The organism is Cohaesibacter intestini, assembly GCF_003324485.1.
GTDB classification, from domain to species: Bacteria; Pseudomonadota; Alphaproteobacteria; order Rhizobiales; family Cohaesibacteraceae; genus Cohaesibacter; species Cohaesibacter intestini.
This window is the reverse complement of sequence record NZ_QODK01000002.1, coordinates 748,486-765,290: the sequence shown is the minus strand read 5'-3', so window position 1 is coordinate 765,290 and position 16,805 is coordinate 748,486. Positions and strand designations below refer to the sequence as shown.

Below are 16,805 nucleotides of genomic sequence, written 5' to 3'. Positions count from 1 at the left end.
CATTCATCAGGCGGGCCTTTTTGTTTGCTTGGCTTATTCGCCCGGCAGGGAGCCGGTTGCGTGGCCTGCCATGCCGCCGGAGACTTCCTCAGTCGCTTCGGCTGGCAGTTCCTCAGGCAGAATGAGGTTCAGTACGATGGCGAGGAAGGCTGCAGGCAACAGGCCCGAGGTCAGCAGCACTTTGGCCGTGCCCGGCAGATGCTGGACCGCTTCAGGCACCAGCTGCAGGCCCAGACCGACCGACAGGGAAATGGCGAAGATCACCATGTTGCGGCGGTTCCAGTTGACATCAGACAACATGGAAATACCAGCTGCGACAACCATGCCGAACATCACGATCACGCCACCACCAAGCACTTCGATCGGGATGGTGCGGATCAGGCCGCCGACTTTTGGCACCAAGCCGCAGATGATCAGGAAGATTGCCCCAATGGTCACCACATGGCGGCTCATGATGCCAGTCATGGCAATCAGGCCGACATTTTGCGAGAAGGACGTGTTTGGCAGGCCGCCAAAGATGCCGGCAATCGCGGTGCCCAGACCATCGGCATAGGTTGCCCCGGCAATTTCCTTGTCTGTGGCTTCACGGCCTGCACCGCCCTTGGTGATGCCCGAGACGTCACCAACGGTTTCAATGGCCGAGATGACGGCCATCAGACAGAAGCCGATGATGGCGGCAAAGGACAGCTCGAAGCCATATTTGAACGGCATTGGCAGGGAGAAGAGCGATGCACGCTCAAAGCTGGTGGCAATGGATGAGACCGTCAGCATGCCGGTCGCAAGGGCAAACAGATAGCCTGCGCCAAGGCCGATCAGCACGGCTGAAACCGAGAACATGCCACGGGTGAAGAATTTGAAGCCCAACGTGACGACAATCACCACCAAGGCAGCACCCCAATTGAGCAGGGAGCCGAATTCCGGCTTGCCCATGGCTGGCACACCGCCTGCGGCATATTGAATGCCGACCTTGACCAAAGCCAGACCGATCATGGTGACCACCAGACCGGTGACCAATGGCGGCAGAGCAAAGCGGATTTTGCCGATGAAGCGGCCAAGCACGGCATGGAACATGCCGCCGATGAAAATGCCGGTATAAAGGGCGGCAAGCGCATCCACGCCTTTGCCTGCGACCAGCGGAATCATGATTGGCAGAAAGGCAAAGCTGGTGCCCTGCACCACTGGCAGACCAGCGCCAACAGGGCCAAAGGTGATGGTTTGGAACAGGGTTGCGATGCCAGCAAACAACATCGACATCTGAATCATATAGAGCAGTTCGGGGAAGTCGGGGGAATTGGACCCGAAGCCGAAGCCTGCTGCGCCTGCGACAATGATGGCAGGCGTCACGTTGGCGATGAACATCGCCAAAACATGCTGAATGCCTAGTGGAATGGCCTTGTAAAGGGCCGGTGTGTAGTTGGGATCGCGGAGTTGTTCCGGCGTTCCGATGCTGCTTCTATCCATGTTGCTACCCCTCTATGGATCATATTTCTTTCCTCCAAATGTCTTGATGCATTTGTTGTTTTTCTTGTTTTGGTTGGTGATTGCCTGCTTGTGCAGGTCAATTATGGGGCCGGGCAAACCATGTAGGGTTGCTCGAACCAGATTTCTTCAAGATTGTCGGCTGTGCCGATCCGGTCGACGACGGCGAAAAGTCCCGGCGCATAAAGCGGTGTCAGGACGCCGTGCCAGACATTGCGTTTGAAATTGATGGCTTGTCCGGCTTTGGTGATGAAAGCGCGGGGGCGAGCGGGCTTGCCGTCCTCATCCTCTGCCACAATGACCAGAAAGCCATTCATGCTCATGGGGATGAAGGCCTGCGAGCCAAGCGGGTGGCGCTCCATCATGTCGAGCTGATAGGGCAGGTCGCGCGGCTTGGCATCAAACAGGCTGATGCCGGTGCGGCCCTGATCCTCATCTGGCAGAATGTCGAGGGCCGCCAGATCGTGATAGCGGCCACAAAAGCCCTGATTGATGATTTTGGTCGGGCCGCCGGTGGCTTCCATCAGGTCGCCGAACGGGGCGAAGGCTTCTGCCGAGATGGGTTCGATGAGGATGGTGCGGTCGCTCATCGTCCGACTGCCTCATCAGATACAGGCAGCATATCCTTGAGGCGATGCAGCGCGATGCGTTCAACCTGACGGCAGGCTTCCTTGAATTCCATGTTGCCATTGTTGCCCAGTCGCCGCTCGAAGGCCTCAAGAATGCTGGCCTTTGTATGGTCACGGACCGTGATGATGAAGGGGAAACCGAATTTTGCGGTATAGGCTTCGTTCAGCTCGGTGAACCGTGCGCGCTCAGCATCGGTTAAGGCATCAAGGCCAGCGCTTGCCTGCTCGGCGGTGGATTCGGCGGTTAGGCGTTTGGCGGCTGCCAGTTTGCCTGCCAGATCCGGGTGGGCCTTGAGAACACTGAGGCGGTCTTCCTTGCTAGCCGAGCGGAACGCGCGGCAGAGGGCATTATGCAGGCCAAGAGCCGAGTCGTGCGCAGCCCCCAGTTCCAGCGCAAAGGCTTGCTCGGCCACCCAAGGGCTATGCTCGAAAATGCCGCCAAACTGGCTGACAAAACGGGCGAAATCCATCTGGCTCGGACGGTCTGGGCGCTGTGGCGGATGCTCGCGCTGCCAGTGGCGGGCAATGTCGATGCGGCGGGCAAACCAGACATCGGCCTTGCTCTGGGCATAGTCGATGAAGCGCTTCAGAGCCATGATCCGGCCCGGACGACCAATCAGGCGGCAATGGAGGCCGATATTCATCATTTTCGGCGTGCCATCCATGCCCTCTTCATAAAGACAGTCAAAGCTGTCCTTCAAATAGGCAAAGAATTGATCGCCGCTGTTGAAGCCCTGCGGGGTGGCAAACCGCATGTCGTTGCAGTCAAGGGTGTAAGGGATGATCAACTGGTCCTTGTGGCCGGACTGGTACCAGTAGGGCAGATCGTCGTCATAGGTGTCGGAGATATAATCGAACCCGCCGACTTCGGTGGCCAGATCGACCGTATTGACCGAACAACGCCCCGTATACCAGCCGAGCGGGCGGCTGCCGGTGACTTCTTCATGCAGACGGATGGCTTCGAGCATGTCGGCCTTTTCGTCTTCGCGGTTATAATCCTTATATTCGATCCATTTGAGGCCGTGGCTGGCAATTTCCCAGTCGGCTTCCTTCATCGCGGCGACCTGCTCAGGGCTGCGGGCCAGCGCGGTGGCAACGCCATAGATGGTCAGCGGGATGCCTGCTGCGGTGAAGAGACGATGGAGCCGCCAGAAACCGGATCGCGCCCCATATTCATAGATCGATTCCATATTCCAGTGGCGCTGGCCAACCCAAGGGGCCGCGCCAACAATCTCGGACAGGAAGGCTTCGGACGCGGCATCACCATGCAACAGGCAGTTTTCGCCGCCTTCTTCATAATTCAAAACGAACTGAACAGCGATTTTCGCCCCATTTGGCCAATTGGCCTTGGGCGGGTTGGCACCATAGCCAATCATGTTGCGCGGATAGCGTGTCACTTTCTTGTCCCTTCTTGTTATTCTTCTCTATAGCAAATAAATGGGCGAGCATTATCTTGAAATTCCGATAGCTATTTTTGCAAATGAAGCAATGTTCTGGAATTGTCAGTCTTTATGATGGCAAGACCAACTGAAAGAAGGCCCATAGGAAAGGGCAGTAGGCAAGAGAGGAGCGAGCCATGGCAGGATATTTGACAACGCATGTTTTGGATACAGCGCGGGGCTGTCCGGCGGCGGGCTTGCCGATTGCGCTTTACCGGATCGAAGGCGAAAGCCGCAGCTTGATCACTGAAATGGTGACCAACGACGATGGGCGCACAGATCAGCAGATCTTGCCAGCGGAGCAATTCGCCATTGGCACTTATGAGTTGGTCTTTTATGCCGGGCGCTATCTTGAAGCGCAGGGCGATGAGGTCGAGGGACCGCGATTCCTCGATGAAATCCCGATCCGTTTTGGCATGGGCGAAGAGAGCCATTTTCATGTGCCCTTGCTGCTCTCACCTTATGGCTATTCCACCTATCGCGGCAGCTAGGCCTTTTTATCGGCTGCAATGATGCGGGCCTGATCTGCCAATATGGTGCGTATATGGCCTGACATATAATCAATGAAGAGGCGGATCTTCGGATCCTGCCTGCGGCGGTGGGAAAAGAGGCAGGCCATCTGGATGGCAATCGGTGGATTGTCCGGCAGGATCGGCAGTAAAGCGCCTGAGCGAATGTGATCGAGCACTTCGAATTCGGGCTTGAGCACAATGCCATGGCCGTTTAGCGCCCAATCGGTCAGCACATCCCCATCGTCGGATTCAAACGGTCCGGACACAGCAAAGCGTTTGACACCCTCTTCTGTTTCCAACGGCCATTGGAATTCTGGCGCGCCAGGATAGCGCAGATTGAGACAGTCATGATTTTCCCCGCACAAATCCTGTGGGTCAGAGGGCACCCCGTGGCTTTCAAGATAGGAAGGGGCGGCGCAGAGAAGGCGCTTGCAATCGGCGATCTTGCGCATCCGCAGGTCTGAATCTTCGGGTACACCCAGGAAAAAGGCCACATCCAACCCTTCCGCCGCAATGTCGAGCTTGCGGTCCGATAGACGCAGGCGGACATCAATCAGCGGGAATTCCTTTTTAAAGCCGGGCACCGCCGGGGCGATCAACCGGCGGCCAATGCCCAAAGGGGCAGCAACATGGATGGTGCCGCGCGGCTTTAATGTCACGCTGGAGACCAGAGCTTCGGCATCTTCAATCGATTCAAGAATGCGGCAGGCGCCGGGATAGAAGAGACGGCCTTGCTCCGTGGGGTTCAGCATGCGGGTGGTGCGCTGGAACAGGCGGACATTCAAATGCTCTTCCAATTGGGAAATGCGTGCCGAGGCCACCGCGGGAGAAATGCGCTGGTCGCGAGCGGCCGCCGACATACTGCCCAATTCATAGACGCGGACAAAGGTGCGGATATTGTCGAAATAGGACATCGTGCTGGCTCGTCTTTTTCTTGGTTTTTTTGAATCTGTTCCGAGATTTTCTTCATACCACAGAAAAAGAGGGTGCAATATTGTTCAAATAGGCGCAAGTGCGCGATAAGGCTTGTGCCCTTGCTATTGATGGTTCGACACGGATTTTGGAGCGTGAGCGTGATGGATTTTGAAATGATGCAGCCTTTGATCTGGGCCTGGCTGGAATTTGCCGTTCGCTGGATCCATGTGATCACCGCCATTGCCTGGATCGGGTCGAGCTTTTATTTCATCGCGCTGGATTTGGGTTTGCGCAAGGCACCCAACCTGCCCGTCGGGGCCCATGGCGAGGAATGGCAGGTGCATGGGGGCGGTTTTTATCACGTCCGCAAGTATCTCGTCGCACCTGAACATATGCCTGAACATCTGACATGGTTTAAATGGGAGAGCTATTCCACCTGGTTGAGCGGCGCAGCCCTTTTGATGGTGACCTATTGGGTTGGGGCGGAATTGACGCTGATCGATGCCAACAAGGTGGATCTGGCGATTTGGCAGGCAGCGTTGATTTCCGCTGGCTCCCTGACAATCGGTTGGCTGGTCTATGACTTCCTTTGCAAATCGCGGCTGGATCAAAACCCGACCCTGTTGATGCTGCTTTTGTTCGTGCTGCTGGTGATCATGGGGTGGGGCTACAATCAGATCTTCACCGGTCGGGCCGTGATGCTGCATCTGGGGGCCTTCACCGCAACCATCATGACGGCCAACGTCTTCTTTATCATCATCCCCAATCAACGCATTGTCGTGGCGGACCTGAAGGCGGGCAAGGTGCCTGATGCGAAATATGGCAAGATCGCCAAGCTGCGCTCGACCCATAATAACTATCTCACCTTGCCCGTGGTCTTTCTGATGCTGTCAAACCACTATCCTCTGGCCTTTGCCTCGCCTTACAACTGGGTCATTGCGGGCTTGGTTTTCCTGATGGGCGTGACGATCCGCCACTATTTCAACACCAAACATGCCCGCGCAGGCAATCCGGTCTGGACCATTCCGGCAACCATTGCCCTGTTCTTTGCGGCCATGTGGATCTCCTTCCTGCCAGCCGAGCATCTGGATGGCGAGTTGAGTGAAGTGGAACGGCCAATGACCCGCCATGAGCAACGGTTTGCCGCGGCGAGCGGTTTTGAAGATGTTGCGGGCATCGTGCAGGGGCGCTGTTCCATGTGCCATGCGCGCAGCACCGCTTGGGACGGGGTGGGCACCGCGCCGCGCGGGCTCTATCTCGAAGGTGAGGCAGATATTGCGCGGGCCGCTCACCAGATTTACCTGCATGCAGGGGTGACCAATGCCATGCCTCCCGCCAATGTCACCTATATGGAAGCAGCGGAAAGACGGGCGATCGTTCAATGGTATCTGGCGGCAACACGCGGGTAGAGAAACTCGCCCCTTCCTTGGGATGTTATTAAAGGCATCAGGCGAAAGGGCGAGCGTGGCTCGAATCATGCCGACCTGTCGCCCGAAAAGCTCAGGTCCTCAGGATGGGCAGTGTAAGTTTTCCCGCCAGAACATGTTGAGAACAAATCTTATTTCATATGTTTAATCAAAATTTTATCTTATCCCTTGAGTAATGGAACAAAGGGTGTACATTAATCATGGTTGCGCAAGCGTGCATGCTATGAACAATGGAGCCCAAATATGGCACAGAATAGTCTCCGACTGGTCGAAGGAAGCAGCATGGACAAGACAAAGGCTTTGGAAGCCGCCCTTTCACAAATCGATCGTGCATTTGGTAAGGGGTCAGTAATGAAACTCGGCCAGCGGGAAGTGGTCGAGATTAGCTCCATTCCGACCGGCTCCCTCGGACTTGATATTGCCTTGGGCATTGGCGGCTTGCCGAAGGGCCGCATCATTGAAGTCTACGGGCCGGAATCTTCAGGTAAAACGACATTGGCGCTGCATGTGGTGGCCGAATCACAAAAGCGTGGCGGCATTTGTGCCTTCGTCGATGCCGAACATGCGCTTGATCCGATCTATGCGAGGAAGTTGGGCGTCGATATCGACAATCTGCTGATTTCCCAGCCCGATGCCGGTGAACAGGCTCTGGAAATCGCCGACACGCTGGTCCGTTCCGGCGCGGTCGATGTCTTGGTGGTCGACTCGGTGGCTGCATTGACACCGCGCGCCGAGCTTGAAGGGGAAATGGGGGATTCGCTTCCCGGACTTCAGGCCCGTCTTATGAGTCAGGCCATGCGCAAGCTCGCAGGGTCCATCTCTCGTACCAATTGTATGGTGATCTTCATCAACCAGATTCGTATGAAGATCGGTGTGATGTTTGGTAGCCCGGAAACCACCACTGGCGGTAACGCTCTGAAATTCTATGCTTCGGTTCGTCTGGACATTCGCCGGACGGGCGCCATCAAGGATCGCGACGAGGTGGTTGGCAACCAGACCCGTGTGAAAGTGGTCAAGAACAAGGTGGCAGCACCCTTCAAACAGGTTGAATTCGACATCATGTATGGCGAAGGCATTTCCAAGCTGGGTGAATTGCTCGATCTGGGTGTGAAGTCCGGTATTGTCGACAAGTCCGGAGCGTGGTTCTCCTATGATAGCCAGCGTCTGGGGCAGGGGCGTGAAAATGCCAAGAATTTCCTGCGCGAAAATCCGGAACTGGCGGACGAGATCGAGATGGGCATTCGCCAAAGTGCTGGCCTGAATACCGGCCTGATTGAAGAAGCGTCTCCGGATGACGATGACGAATAGGGTTTCATCCCCTTGTCGGGCCATATGCGCTTCAAAGGCCTGAATGGTGGTAGATGATCTATGAGAGCGGTTGATCCTTGTGATCAGCCGCTTTTTCATTTGGCAGGTCTTAAGAGCCGAGAGTAAGCCCGAATGGGTCTCGGAAGGGGTGCCCCTTCGCCTATTGATCAGTTTTTCGGGAAAATTCCCCCAACAAGCTGCAGAAACCGCCATAACTTGACGCCAAAGGAATAGACTCCGGGGAAGAGGCTCGCTAAAACCGCTCGGTGATAGTCTTCAATGTCGCACCTGTCTGAGCCGATCATGGTCGGATGGAACATGCCCAAGAGGCATGGCGAGGTTGATGAGACAAGGCAAAAGGGCAAGATGCAAGGACAAGGCGTGAAGGCCATATCTTGGATGATATGGAGCAAGGCGCCGGGGGGCTGATGCTCTTCCTTGAAGAGAAACAATGATTGGTGCGTCATGAGCGGTGTAAATGAAATTCGGTCGACATTCCTGAACTATTTCGGTGACCATGGTCACGAAATCGTGGATTCCAGCCCGTTGGTTCCACGCAATGATCCGACATTGATGTTCACCAATGCGGGCATGGTTCAATTCAAGAATGTGTTTACGGGTCTGGAGCATCGCGACTACAGCCGTGCCGTAACCTCTCAGAAATGTATCCGTGCTGGTGGCAAGCATAACGATCTGGACAATGTCGGCTATACGGCACGTCACCACACCTTCTTTGAGATGCTAGGCAACTTTTCCTTTGGTGATTATTTCAAGGAAGATGCCATCGAGCTGTCCTGGAACCTGATCACCAAGGAATTCGGTCTGCCCAAGGACAAGCTGCTGGTCACTGTCTATCACGAGGATGATGAAGCCTTAGATCTGTGGAAGAAGATTGCTGGTCTGCCGGATGAGAAGATCATTCGCATTCCGACGAGCGATAACTTCTGGTCAATGGGCGAAACGGGGCCGTGTGGTCCCTGTTCCGAAATTTTCTTTGATCATGGCGATCATATCTGGGGTGGACCTCCGGGCAGCCCTGAAGAAGATGGCGACCGCTTCATTGAGATCTGGAATCTGGTCTTCATGCAATATGAGCAGGTGACACCGGATGAGCGCATCGATTTGCCGAAACCCTCGATTGATACCGGCATGGGCCTCGAGCGTGTTGCTGCGGTTCTGCAAGGCACGCACGACAATTACCAGACCGATTTGTTCCGTGCCCTGATCCAGAATAGCGTGGATTTGACCGGTGTTGAGGAGCAAGGCGATGCGGCTGCCAGCCACCGGGTGATTGCTGACCATTTGCGCTCGACGGCCTTCCTGATTTCCGATGGCATTCTGCCTGCGTCCGATGGCCGTGGCTATGTTCTGCGCCGTATCATGCGCCGCGCGATGCGTCATGCCCGCCTTCTCGGCTCACTGGATCCGATCATCTATAAAATGGTGCCCACCCTGATCCGTGAAATGGGGCAGGCCTATCCGGAACTGGTCCGTGCCGAGCCATTGATCACCGAAACCCTGAAGCTTGAAGAAAGCCGGTTCGGCAAGACCCTGTCGCGCGGCCTGCAGTTGCTGGATGATGCGACCGACGGCATGGGCCAGGGGGATCGTCTGGATGGTGAGACTGCGTTCAAGCTCTATGACACCTATGGCTTCCCGCTCGATCTGACGCAGGATGCTCTGCGTGCCCGTTCCATTGAAGTGGATACGGATGGGTTTGACACCGCTATGGGTCGACAGAAAGCTGAAGCCCGCGCCAACTGGGCCGGATCTGGTGAAGCGGCAACCGAAGCGGTGTGGTTTGATGTCAGTGAAAAGGTCGGGGCGACTGACTTCCTTGGCTATGAAACCGAAAGTGCCGAAGGGGCTGTTGTGGCTCTGGTGAAAGATGGCGCTGAAGTGGATGCCATCGAGGCGGGCGACGAAGCGGCCCTCATACTCAATCAGACCCCATTCTATGGCGAATCCGGTGGTCAGGTTGGCGACAAAGGCGTGTTGTTGGGTGAAGGTGTGCGCTTTGAGGTCTCCGATACCGTCAAAAAAGCGGGCGGCATGTTCGTTCATCTGGGTAGACTAGTTGAAGGCACGATCAAGCGCGAAACCCCGCTTGAGCTGAAAGTGGCTGTTGAGCGCCGTGCGGCTATTCGTGCCAACCACTCCGCGACCCACCTGTTGCATGAAGCCCTGCGCGAAACGCTCGGTGAGCATGTCAATCAGAAAGGTTCGATGGTCAGCCCGGAGCGCCTGCGGTTCGACTTCTCGCACCAGAAGCCGGTGGACGAGGATGAGATGCGCACGATCGAAGCACAGGTCAATGAGATCGTGCTGCAGAATGGAGCGGTGGAGACCCGCATCATGGCAGTCGATGATGCCATTGAAGCCGGTGCCATGGCTTTGTTCGGCGAGAAATATGGTGATGAAGTCCGTGTTGTATCGATGGGACAGGCAGTGCATGGCGAGAAAGCTGGCAAGACCTATTCGGTCGAGCTGTGTGGCGGTACCCATGTCAAGCGCACCGGTGATATCGGCTTGATGACTATCGTGTCCGAAGGGGCTGTTGCAGGTGGAGTGCGCCGTATCGAGGCGCTGACCGGCAATGCGGCCCGGACTTATCTGCAAGAGCAGGACGCGCGGGTGAAAGACGCAGCCGCTGTGCTGAAGGTGTCGCCAACCGACTTGCTCGAACGCCTTGAAGCATTGGTGGCAGATCGCAAGAAAATGGAGAAAGAGCTGGCCGATGCCCGCCGCAAATTGGCCATGGGCGGAGGTGCCGCTGGCGGAGATGCGGTTGAAGAGGTGGCTGGTGTCAAATTCATGGCCCGCGTCGCCGAAGGCGTCTCACCGAAGGATCTCAAAGGGTTGGTCGATCAGGGCAAGGAGAGCCTTGGTTCTGGCGTGGTGGTGATGATTGCCGTGTCCGAGGATGGCAAGGTCGGTGTCGTGGTTGGGGTGACTGACGATCTGACGGGCAAGCTGAGCGCCGTTGACCTCGTCAAGAAAGCGGCTGAAGTGCTTGGCGGCCGCGGTGGCGGTGGCCGCCCAGATATGGCTCAGGCTGGTGGCAAGGATGCTGATCAGGCAGAGGCCGCGATCGCAGCAATCAAGGACATCATTGCTTCGGCTTAAGAGGCAGTGTCTGCTTGAACAATAACGGATCCCGGGTGGTTTTTCGGGATTCTGTCAGCCCATATGGGTGGCCAAGCGATTGCGCTGAGAAGCAAGAAAAAGTGACACGGCAAAAAGGCTGGCTTCGTGCTGGCCTTTTCTTGTTTCTGGCTTTCATGCTGTTGGGGAGAGACGCTGAGCTATGCTCGGCGAGTCAAATGTGGCTACCTGACCAATCGAGTTGGTGGGCAAGCGGGTGATCAGGTAGCCACTGGCTACTAGGAGCCGCTTTTCTCGTATCTCAAAATGACAGGGCGGTAAATAGTAAATCTCTGTATCGAGCTGAATCGAGCAGCGTAATTTATGAAAAATATTTGTTTTTAAACATAGTCTTGGGTGAAATTTTCGCTTCTAGATAAATATCCTATATGGTTGCAGCTTTTATTAGTTAAAAATGACAAGTATATAGCAGAGATTATATTAATTCTGATTCTGGAAAATGGGGATTTTATGCTGAAACCAGACATTTATAGTTGTGAATTTTAATTTCACGTCTTTGCCCTGTGGGGGGATTTGATTTCACTGAATGGCCAAATCAGGAATTTGGAAGGCCTGCCGGGTCGAATTGGCATGCTTTACAGTGGGGCGTTTGGTCCGCTGATGGATGCATCACCAGCATGAGAGGATGCCGATGATGCACTTTGTTCAGATCTGAGATTTGTCGCTTGGTTTAACCCATCGCTTTTTGGAGATTCTGGTCCACGGCATCAAGGAAGCCGGTGGTCGACAGCCAATGCTGATCCGGTCCAACCAGTAGAGCGAGGTCCTTGGTCATCTGGCCGCTTTCGACGGTTTCCACGATGACTTTTTCGAGCGTCGAAGCAAAGGCGGCCAAACCCATATTCTCGTCAAGTTTGGCGCGATGCTTCAGGCCACCGGTCCATGCAAAGATCGAGGCGATGGAGTTGGTGGAGGTCTCTTCGCCGCGTTGATGTTGGCGGTAGTGACGGGTGACCGTACCGTGGGCCGCTTCGGCTTCAACGATTCTGCCGTCCGGAGTCATCAGTTGCGAGGTCATCAGGCCGAGCGATCCGAAGCCCTGCGCCACCGTGTCTGACTGGACGTCGCCGTCATAATTCTTGGTGGCCCAGACAAAACCGCCATTCCATTTCATGCAGCAGGCGACCATGTCGTCGATCAGGCGATGCTCGTAATGGATGCCCTTTTTCTTGAAGTCTGCTTCAAATTCTTGCTCATAGACTTCCTGGAACAGATCCTTGAAGCGGCCGTCATAGGCTTTAAGGATGGTGTTCTTTGTCGACAGGAAAACCGGCCAGCCAATATTGAGACCATAATTGAAGGAGGCTCTGGCGAAATCGCGGATGGATTCGTCCAGATTGTACATGCCCATCGCCACGCCGGCGGCAGGCGCGTCATAGACTTCCTTTTCGATGATTGTGCCGTCTTCACCGACAAACTTCATGGTCAGTTTGCCCTTGCCCGGGAACAGGAAGTCGGTCGCGCGATACTGATCGCCGAATGCATGGCGACCAATGACGATCGGCTTGGTCCAGCCCGGCACGAGGCGCGGCACATTGCGGCAGATGATCGGCTGGCGGAAGACGACACCGCCAAGAATGTTGCGGATGGTGCCGTTTGGCGACCGATACATGCGTTTGAGGTTGAATTCCTCGACGCGTTGTTCGTCCGGGGTGATGGTGGCACATTTGATCCCGACGCCATGTTCCTTGATGGCTTCCGCCGCGTCGACTGTGATCTTGTCGTCGGTTCTGTCGCGTTCCTCAATGCCCAAATCGTAATATTTCAGATCAATGTCCAGATAGGGAAGGATCAGCTTTGTCTTGATCAGATCCCAGATAATCCGGGTCATTTCATCGCCGTCCAGTTCCACGACAGGGTTGTCTACCTTGATTTTCGACATGTCTCAGACCTCGTCTTTGAGAAGCCGGGTCACATGAGCGGCAGTTTTCCAGATGGGGCCAAGTTGCTGCCACCCCTGACCAAGCGGTAAGTGAGTGTGAGGCTGCTATAGCATTGGTCGAAGGCGTGGCATAGGGCAGATGGGGCCATACTTAGTCGACAATCAGCGCAAAATCGCAGTTTCCCGCACAGAATTTTTCCCCTGATCTCGTCAATCGGGGCAGGGGTCTTGCAATGCGGGGCGGATTCGGTCACTACACGGGCCAACACATTAAAGCAGACTCTTAAGAGAAAGACGGAAATCGAATGGACCCGGTGATCATTCTGGTCGAGCCCCAATTGGGTGAGAATATCGGAACGGCGGCGCGCGCCATGGCCAATTTTGGTGTAACCGACTTGCGGCTGGTGCGGCCGCGTGACGGCTGGCCGAGCGAGAAGGCCCGCAACGCTGCGAGCCGCGCCGATCATGTGATCGAGAAGACCGAGATTTTTGACACCCTCGAAGAAGCACTGGCCGATCTCGATTTTGTCTATGCCACGACTGCCCGCCAGCGGGATATGCTCAAGACCGTGCGCCACCCGGTGGAAGCCGCCCAGATCATGCGGCAGGAAGTGGCAAAAGGCGGTAAGGTCGGCATATTGTTTGGGCGTGAGCGTTGGGGCCTCAACAATGACGAAGTGGTGCTGGCCAACGAAATTCTGACGTTGCCGGTGGATCCGGATTTTGCGTCGCTGAATATTGCGCAGGCCGTTCTGATCATCTGTTATGAATGGCGCATGTCGGGCGGTGAGCGGGCTGGTTCCTTGCCGTTCGAGACGCCGGACGTCCCGCGTGCCAGCAAGGACGACATGGTGTATTTGTTCAACCATCTGGAAGAGGCGCTTGATGAGGTCAATTTCTTCCGCCCCCCAGAAAAGCGCGAGCATATGGTGCGCAACCTGCGAACCATTATGCAGAAGGGCGACTGGGCGGAACAGGAAGTCCGCACGTTGCGTGGCGTGATTGCGGCTTTGCAACGGCGTCATGAGCGCAATCATCGCTAGAGGCCATTCCGGTCGAACGGTCTCAGGATGGATCGGAGAATCCCATGCGTCGCGCAAAAGATCCACGCATATTGGTGTTTGATTCCGGCTTTGGTGGCTTGTCAGTGCTTTCGGCGCTGGTCGCCACCCTACCTTATGCGGATTATGTCTATCTGGCCGATGATGCCCGCTTCCCCTATGGGGATTTGCGTGACGAAGCGCTGATCGACGGGCTGGAGGTCTTGCTGGCGGCGGCTTGCGCGGATATTGCCCCCGATCTGATTGTCATTGCTTGCAACACCGCCTCGACCGTTGCGCTCGAGCGGCTGCGGGCCGCATTCCCAATCCCGATTGTCGGAATTGTGCCGGGCATCAAACCCGCGGCGCGGGCGAGCCATAGCGGGCATTTCGCGGTCTTGGCGACACCGGGCACTATCCGTCGGTCGTTGACGCGGGACTTGGTGCGCGATCATGCGCAGGGCTGTGAGGTTGATCTGATTGCCTGTCATCGGCTGGCCGGGCTTGCGGAACGTTTTGTGCTGGAAGGCTTCTGTGATCTCGATGTCCTTCGGGCTGACATAGTGGCTTTGTTTGAGGGGCCAAATTCGGCAACGATTGATGTCGTGGTGTTGGGCTGCACTCATTATCCGTTGATCCTGCCCATGCTGCAGAAGGTGGTGGAGCACCCCGTTCTGTGGCTTGATCCGGCACCGGCGGTGGCACGACGGGTGATGCATTTGCTGCAACAGGAATGGCAGGATTGCCTGGCGGGCGAACGGCTCGGTGCCGCACAAATCACCGAGCGGATCCGTTTTCTGGCGACAGGGGATGGGCAAGCGCGTCTGGAACGCGCCTGGGCGGCTTTGGTTGAACGGGCTGCATAAAGAGCAAAAGGGCTCTCCAGGGGCTTTGAAAAATGCGAAAAAGCCCCAAAAAGTGCAGATTTTGCCTTCAAGGTGTTTGACTCCCGCCGGTAAACCCACTAAACACCTGTCAATCGCTGCGGGGCTCCTGATGGGCCCCCTTTGATTTTAACGCACCCGTGAGACGAGAGGGGCGCATCTTCTTGTCTCTGTCGAAGCTGACCTTTTTCGGGTCTTGTTTCTAGGAGGGGCGCGTTTTCTTACAAAAAGAAGCCAAAAGGAAAACACGCGATGTCTAAGCGCCATTCGCAGAAATACAAAATTGACCGCCGTATGGGCGAAAATATCTGGGGCCGTCCTAAGTCTCCAGTTAATCGTCGTGAATATGGCCCAGGCCAGCATGGTCAGCGCCGTAAAGGCAAACTGTCTGACTTTGGTCTGCAGCTCCGCGCAAAGCAGAAGCTGAAAGGCTACTACGGCAACATCTCCGAGAAGCACTTCCTGCGCATCTACAAAGAAGCAAGCCGCATCAAGGGCGATACCTCCGAGAACCTGATTGGTCTGCTCGAGTCCCGTCTGGACGCGATCGTATACCGCGCAAAATTCGTTCCTACCGTGTTCGCTGCTCGTCAGTTCGTCAACCACGGCCATGTCAAAGTGAACGGCAAGCGCGTCAACATTCCTTCCTACCGCCTGAAAGTTGGCGATGTCGTGGAAGTGCGTGATCGTTCCAAGCAGCTCGCTATCGTTCTGGAAGCCACCCAGCTGGCCGAGCGCGATGTGCCTGACTATATCGAAGCGGATCACAACAAAATGGTCGCTACCTACAAAGCGATGCCACAGCTGGCTGACGTTCCATACCCTGTTGTCATGGAACCAAACCTCGTGGTCGAATTCTACTCCCGTTAATGGGACTGGAAACACGCTTACCGAATTCGAAAAGGTCGCCTGCGGGCGGCCTTTTTGCTGTTCTGGTCCTTTCCTCGCCCCCTCCTGCGCCTTGTGTTTCGCTCCGGCTTTTGCTAAAGCGAGCGCGACTTCACTGACCGGGAATCCGCTTCATGACCGAGCTTTCACCATCCGCCATTCTAGATCCTGACAGCCGTGAGGAAGAGGATGATCTGTGCCATCCGATGTTTCGCAAGGTGCCGAGTTCGGTTGCCTTCAAGAAGCTGAGGAAGCGGCTTCTGCGTAATGTGCGCGCGGCAATGGATGATTACAATATGTCGACCGCCAAGCAGAAATGGCTGGTCTGTCTGTCGGGCGGCAAGGATTCCTATGCGCTTCTGGCGATCTTGCTCGATCTGAAATGGCGTGGTCTGCTCGATGCGGATCTGTTGGCCTGTAATCTGGATCAGGCGCAGCCGGGCTTCCCATCTGACGTGCTTCCGCGCTTTTTTGAAGAGCACGAGATCCCTTATCATATCGAGCGGCAGGACACTTATTCGATCGTCAAGGAGAAGATCCCGGAAGGCAATACCTATTGCTCTCTCTGCTCGCGGCTCAGACGCGGCAATCTCTATCGTGTGGCGCGGGAACATGGCTGTGACGCGGTGCTGCTCGGTCATCATCGGGACGATATTTTGGAGACATTCTTCCTCAATCTGCTGCATGGGGGGCGTTTGGCGACGATGCCGCCGAAGCTGAAGAATGAAGAAGGGGATCTGATGCTGTTCCGGCCGCTGGCCTATTGCGAGGAAGCGGATCTGGCCAAGTTTGCCGATCTGATGCAATTCCCGATCATTCCATGCGACCTGTGTGGCTCACAGGATGGTTTGCAGCGCCAGCAAGTCAAATCGATGTTGCAGGGCTTTGAGGCGCAGCATAAGGGGCGGACGCAGGTGATGTTCCGCGCTCTGTCAAACATTCGGCCCTCTCATATGCTCGATACGAAACTGTTCGACTTTGCTGGCCTGTCTGTTGAGGATGACTGCGCCGGGGACGATAGCGATGACAATGACGGCTGTGGTGCCATGGCGGCGCTGACAAGCGATTTTCTCACCATGCATGAGCGATGAGCAAGGTGGTTTTGCAGAAGGCTTGTGTGCGGTTTAACCGAAAACCGGATTCGCGACTGGATTTCTAGCCATACTTGCTCTTGGTAAGTTATAGTTGAATCACTTTGTCAGTAATCTATTGCAAGGGATTCAAATGACTCATCTTT

The 16,805-nt window shown here is 55.6% G+C and carries 13 protein-coding genes; 8 read left to right on the top strand and 5 right to left on the bottom strand.

All coding sequences use genetic code 11. The features are described from left to right. Nucleotides 1-33 precede the first annotated feature (33 nt). The 3 genes from DSD30_RS09110 to puuE all read right to left on the bottom strand — a co-directional run bounded on the left by DSD30_RS09110 (nt 34) and on the right by puuE (nt 3,484). Nucleotides 34-1,461 (bottom strand): uracil-xanthine permease family protein, encoded by a 1,428-nt coding sequence (locus DSD30_RS09110; RefSeq protein ID WP_114009307.1) that lies wholly within the window; start codon nt 1,459-1,461, stop codon nt 34-36. Between the two features lie 101 nt (nt 1,462-1,562). Beyond that, the gene (locus tag DSD30_RS09105) at nt 1,563-2,069 is read right to left on the bottom strand and encodes an ureidoglycolate lyase (RefSeq protein ID WP_114009306.1); all 507 of its coding nucleotides are present in this window, start codon (nt 2,067-2,069) and stop codon (nt 1,563-1,565) included. Then, the gene (puuE, locus tag DSD30_RS09100) at nt 2,066-3,484 is read right to left on the bottom strand and encodes an allantoinase PuuE (RefSeq protein ID WP_198662903.1); all 1,419 of its coding nucleotides are present in this window, start codon (nt 3,482-3,484) and stop codon (nt 2,066-2,068) included. The genes DSD30_RS09105 and puuE overlap by 4 nt, the downstream gene beginning before the upstream one ends. A gap of 200 nt (nt 3,485-3,684) precedes the next feature. Here puuE and uraH point away from each other — a divergent pair, with 200 nt between their 5' ends. After that, nucleotides 3,685-4,038 carry a hydroxyisourate hydrolase gene (gene uraH / locus DSD30_RS09095; protein WP_114009304.1) on the top strand — a complete coding sequence of 118 codons (354 nt, stop codon included), beginning with the start codon at nt 3,685-3,687 and terminating at the stop codon, nt 4,036-4,038. Here the strand turns inward: uraH and DSD30_RS09090 are convergent. Then, nucleotides 4,035-4,973, bottom strand: coding sequence for a LysR family transcriptional regulator (locus DSD30_RS09090; RefSeq protein WP_114009303.1), 939 nt, complete (start codon nt 4,971-4,973; stop codon nt 4,035-4,037). The genes uraH and DSD30_RS09090 overlap by 4 nt on opposite strands. Nucleotides 4,974-5,135: 162 nt before the next feature. On the opposite strand from DSD30_RS09090, the gene DSD30_RS09085 reads away from it, so the two are divergent. From DSD30_RS09085 to alaS, 3 genes are all read left to right on the top strand, one after another. Next, nucleotides 5,136-6,383, top strand: a complete 1,248-nt coding sequence (locus tag DSD30_RS09085) for a urate hydroxylase PuuD (RefSeq protein WP_280955309.1) — start codon at nt 5,136-5,138, stop codon at nt 6,381-6,383. A gap of 261 nt (nt 6,384-6,644) precedes the next feature. Beyond that, nucleotides 6,645-7,709 carry a recombinase RecA gene (gene recA / locus DSD30_RS09080; RefSeq protein ID WP_114009302.1) on the top strand — a complete coding sequence of 355 codons (1,065 nt, stop codon included), beginning with the start codon at nt 6,645-6,647 and terminating at the stop codon, nt 7,707-7,709. A 465-nt stretch (nt 7,710-8,174) separates the two neighbouring features. After that, a complete protein-coding gene (alaS, locus tag DSD30_RS09075; RefSeq protein ID WP_114009301.1) occupies nt 8,175-10,835 on the top strand; it encodes an alanine--tRNA ligase in 2,661 nt (886 codons plus the stop codon). Between the two features lie 709 nt (nt 10,836-11,544). On the opposite strand, the gene DSD30_RS09070 is transcribed toward alaS, so the two are convergent. Further along, a complete protein-coding gene (locus DSD30_RS09070; RefSeq protein WP_114009300.1) occupies nt 11,545-12,756 on the bottom strand; it encodes an NADP-dependent isocitrate dehydrogenase in 1,212 nt (403 codons plus the stop codon). A 305-nt stretch (nt 12,757-13,061) separates the two neighbouring features. Between DSD30_RS09070 and DSD30_RS09065 the strand changes: the two genes are divergently transcribed. The 4 genes from DSD30_RS09065 (at nt 13,062) to ttcA (ending at nt 16,659) form a co-directional block, all read left to right on the top strand. Continuing rightward, nucleotides 13,062-13,799 carry an RNA methyltransferase gene (locus DSD30_RS09065; RefSeq protein WP_114009299.1) on the top strand — a complete coding sequence of 246 codons (738 nt, stop codon included), beginning with the start codon at nt 13,062-13,064 and terminating at the stop codon, nt 13,797-13,799. 44 nt (nt 13,800-13,843) lie between these two features. Beyond that, nucleotides 13,844-14,662, top strand: a complete 819-nt coding sequence (gene murI / locus DSD30_RS09060) for a glutamate racemase (RefSeq protein ID WP_114009298.1) — start codon at nt 13,844-13,846, stop codon at nt 14,660-14,662. Nucleotides 14,663-14,932: 270 nt separating this feature from the next. Continuing rightward, nucleotides 14,933-15,550 (top strand): 30S ribosomal protein S4, encoded by a 618-nt coding sequence (gene rpsD / locus DSD30_RS09055; RefSeq protein ID WP_114009297.1) that lies wholly within the window; start codon nt 14,933-14,935, stop codon nt 15,548-15,550. Nucleotides 15,551-15,702: 152 nt separating this feature from the next. Continuing rightward, nucleotides 15,703-16,659 carry a tRNA 2-thiocytidine(32) synthetase TtcA gene (ttcA, locus tag DSD30_RS09050; protein WP_114009296.1) on the top strand — a complete coding sequence of 319 codons (957 nt, stop codon included), beginning with the start codon at nt 15,703-15,705 and terminating at the stop codon, nt 16,657-16,659. The last annotated feature ends 146 nt before the right edge of the window (nt 16,660-16,805 follow it).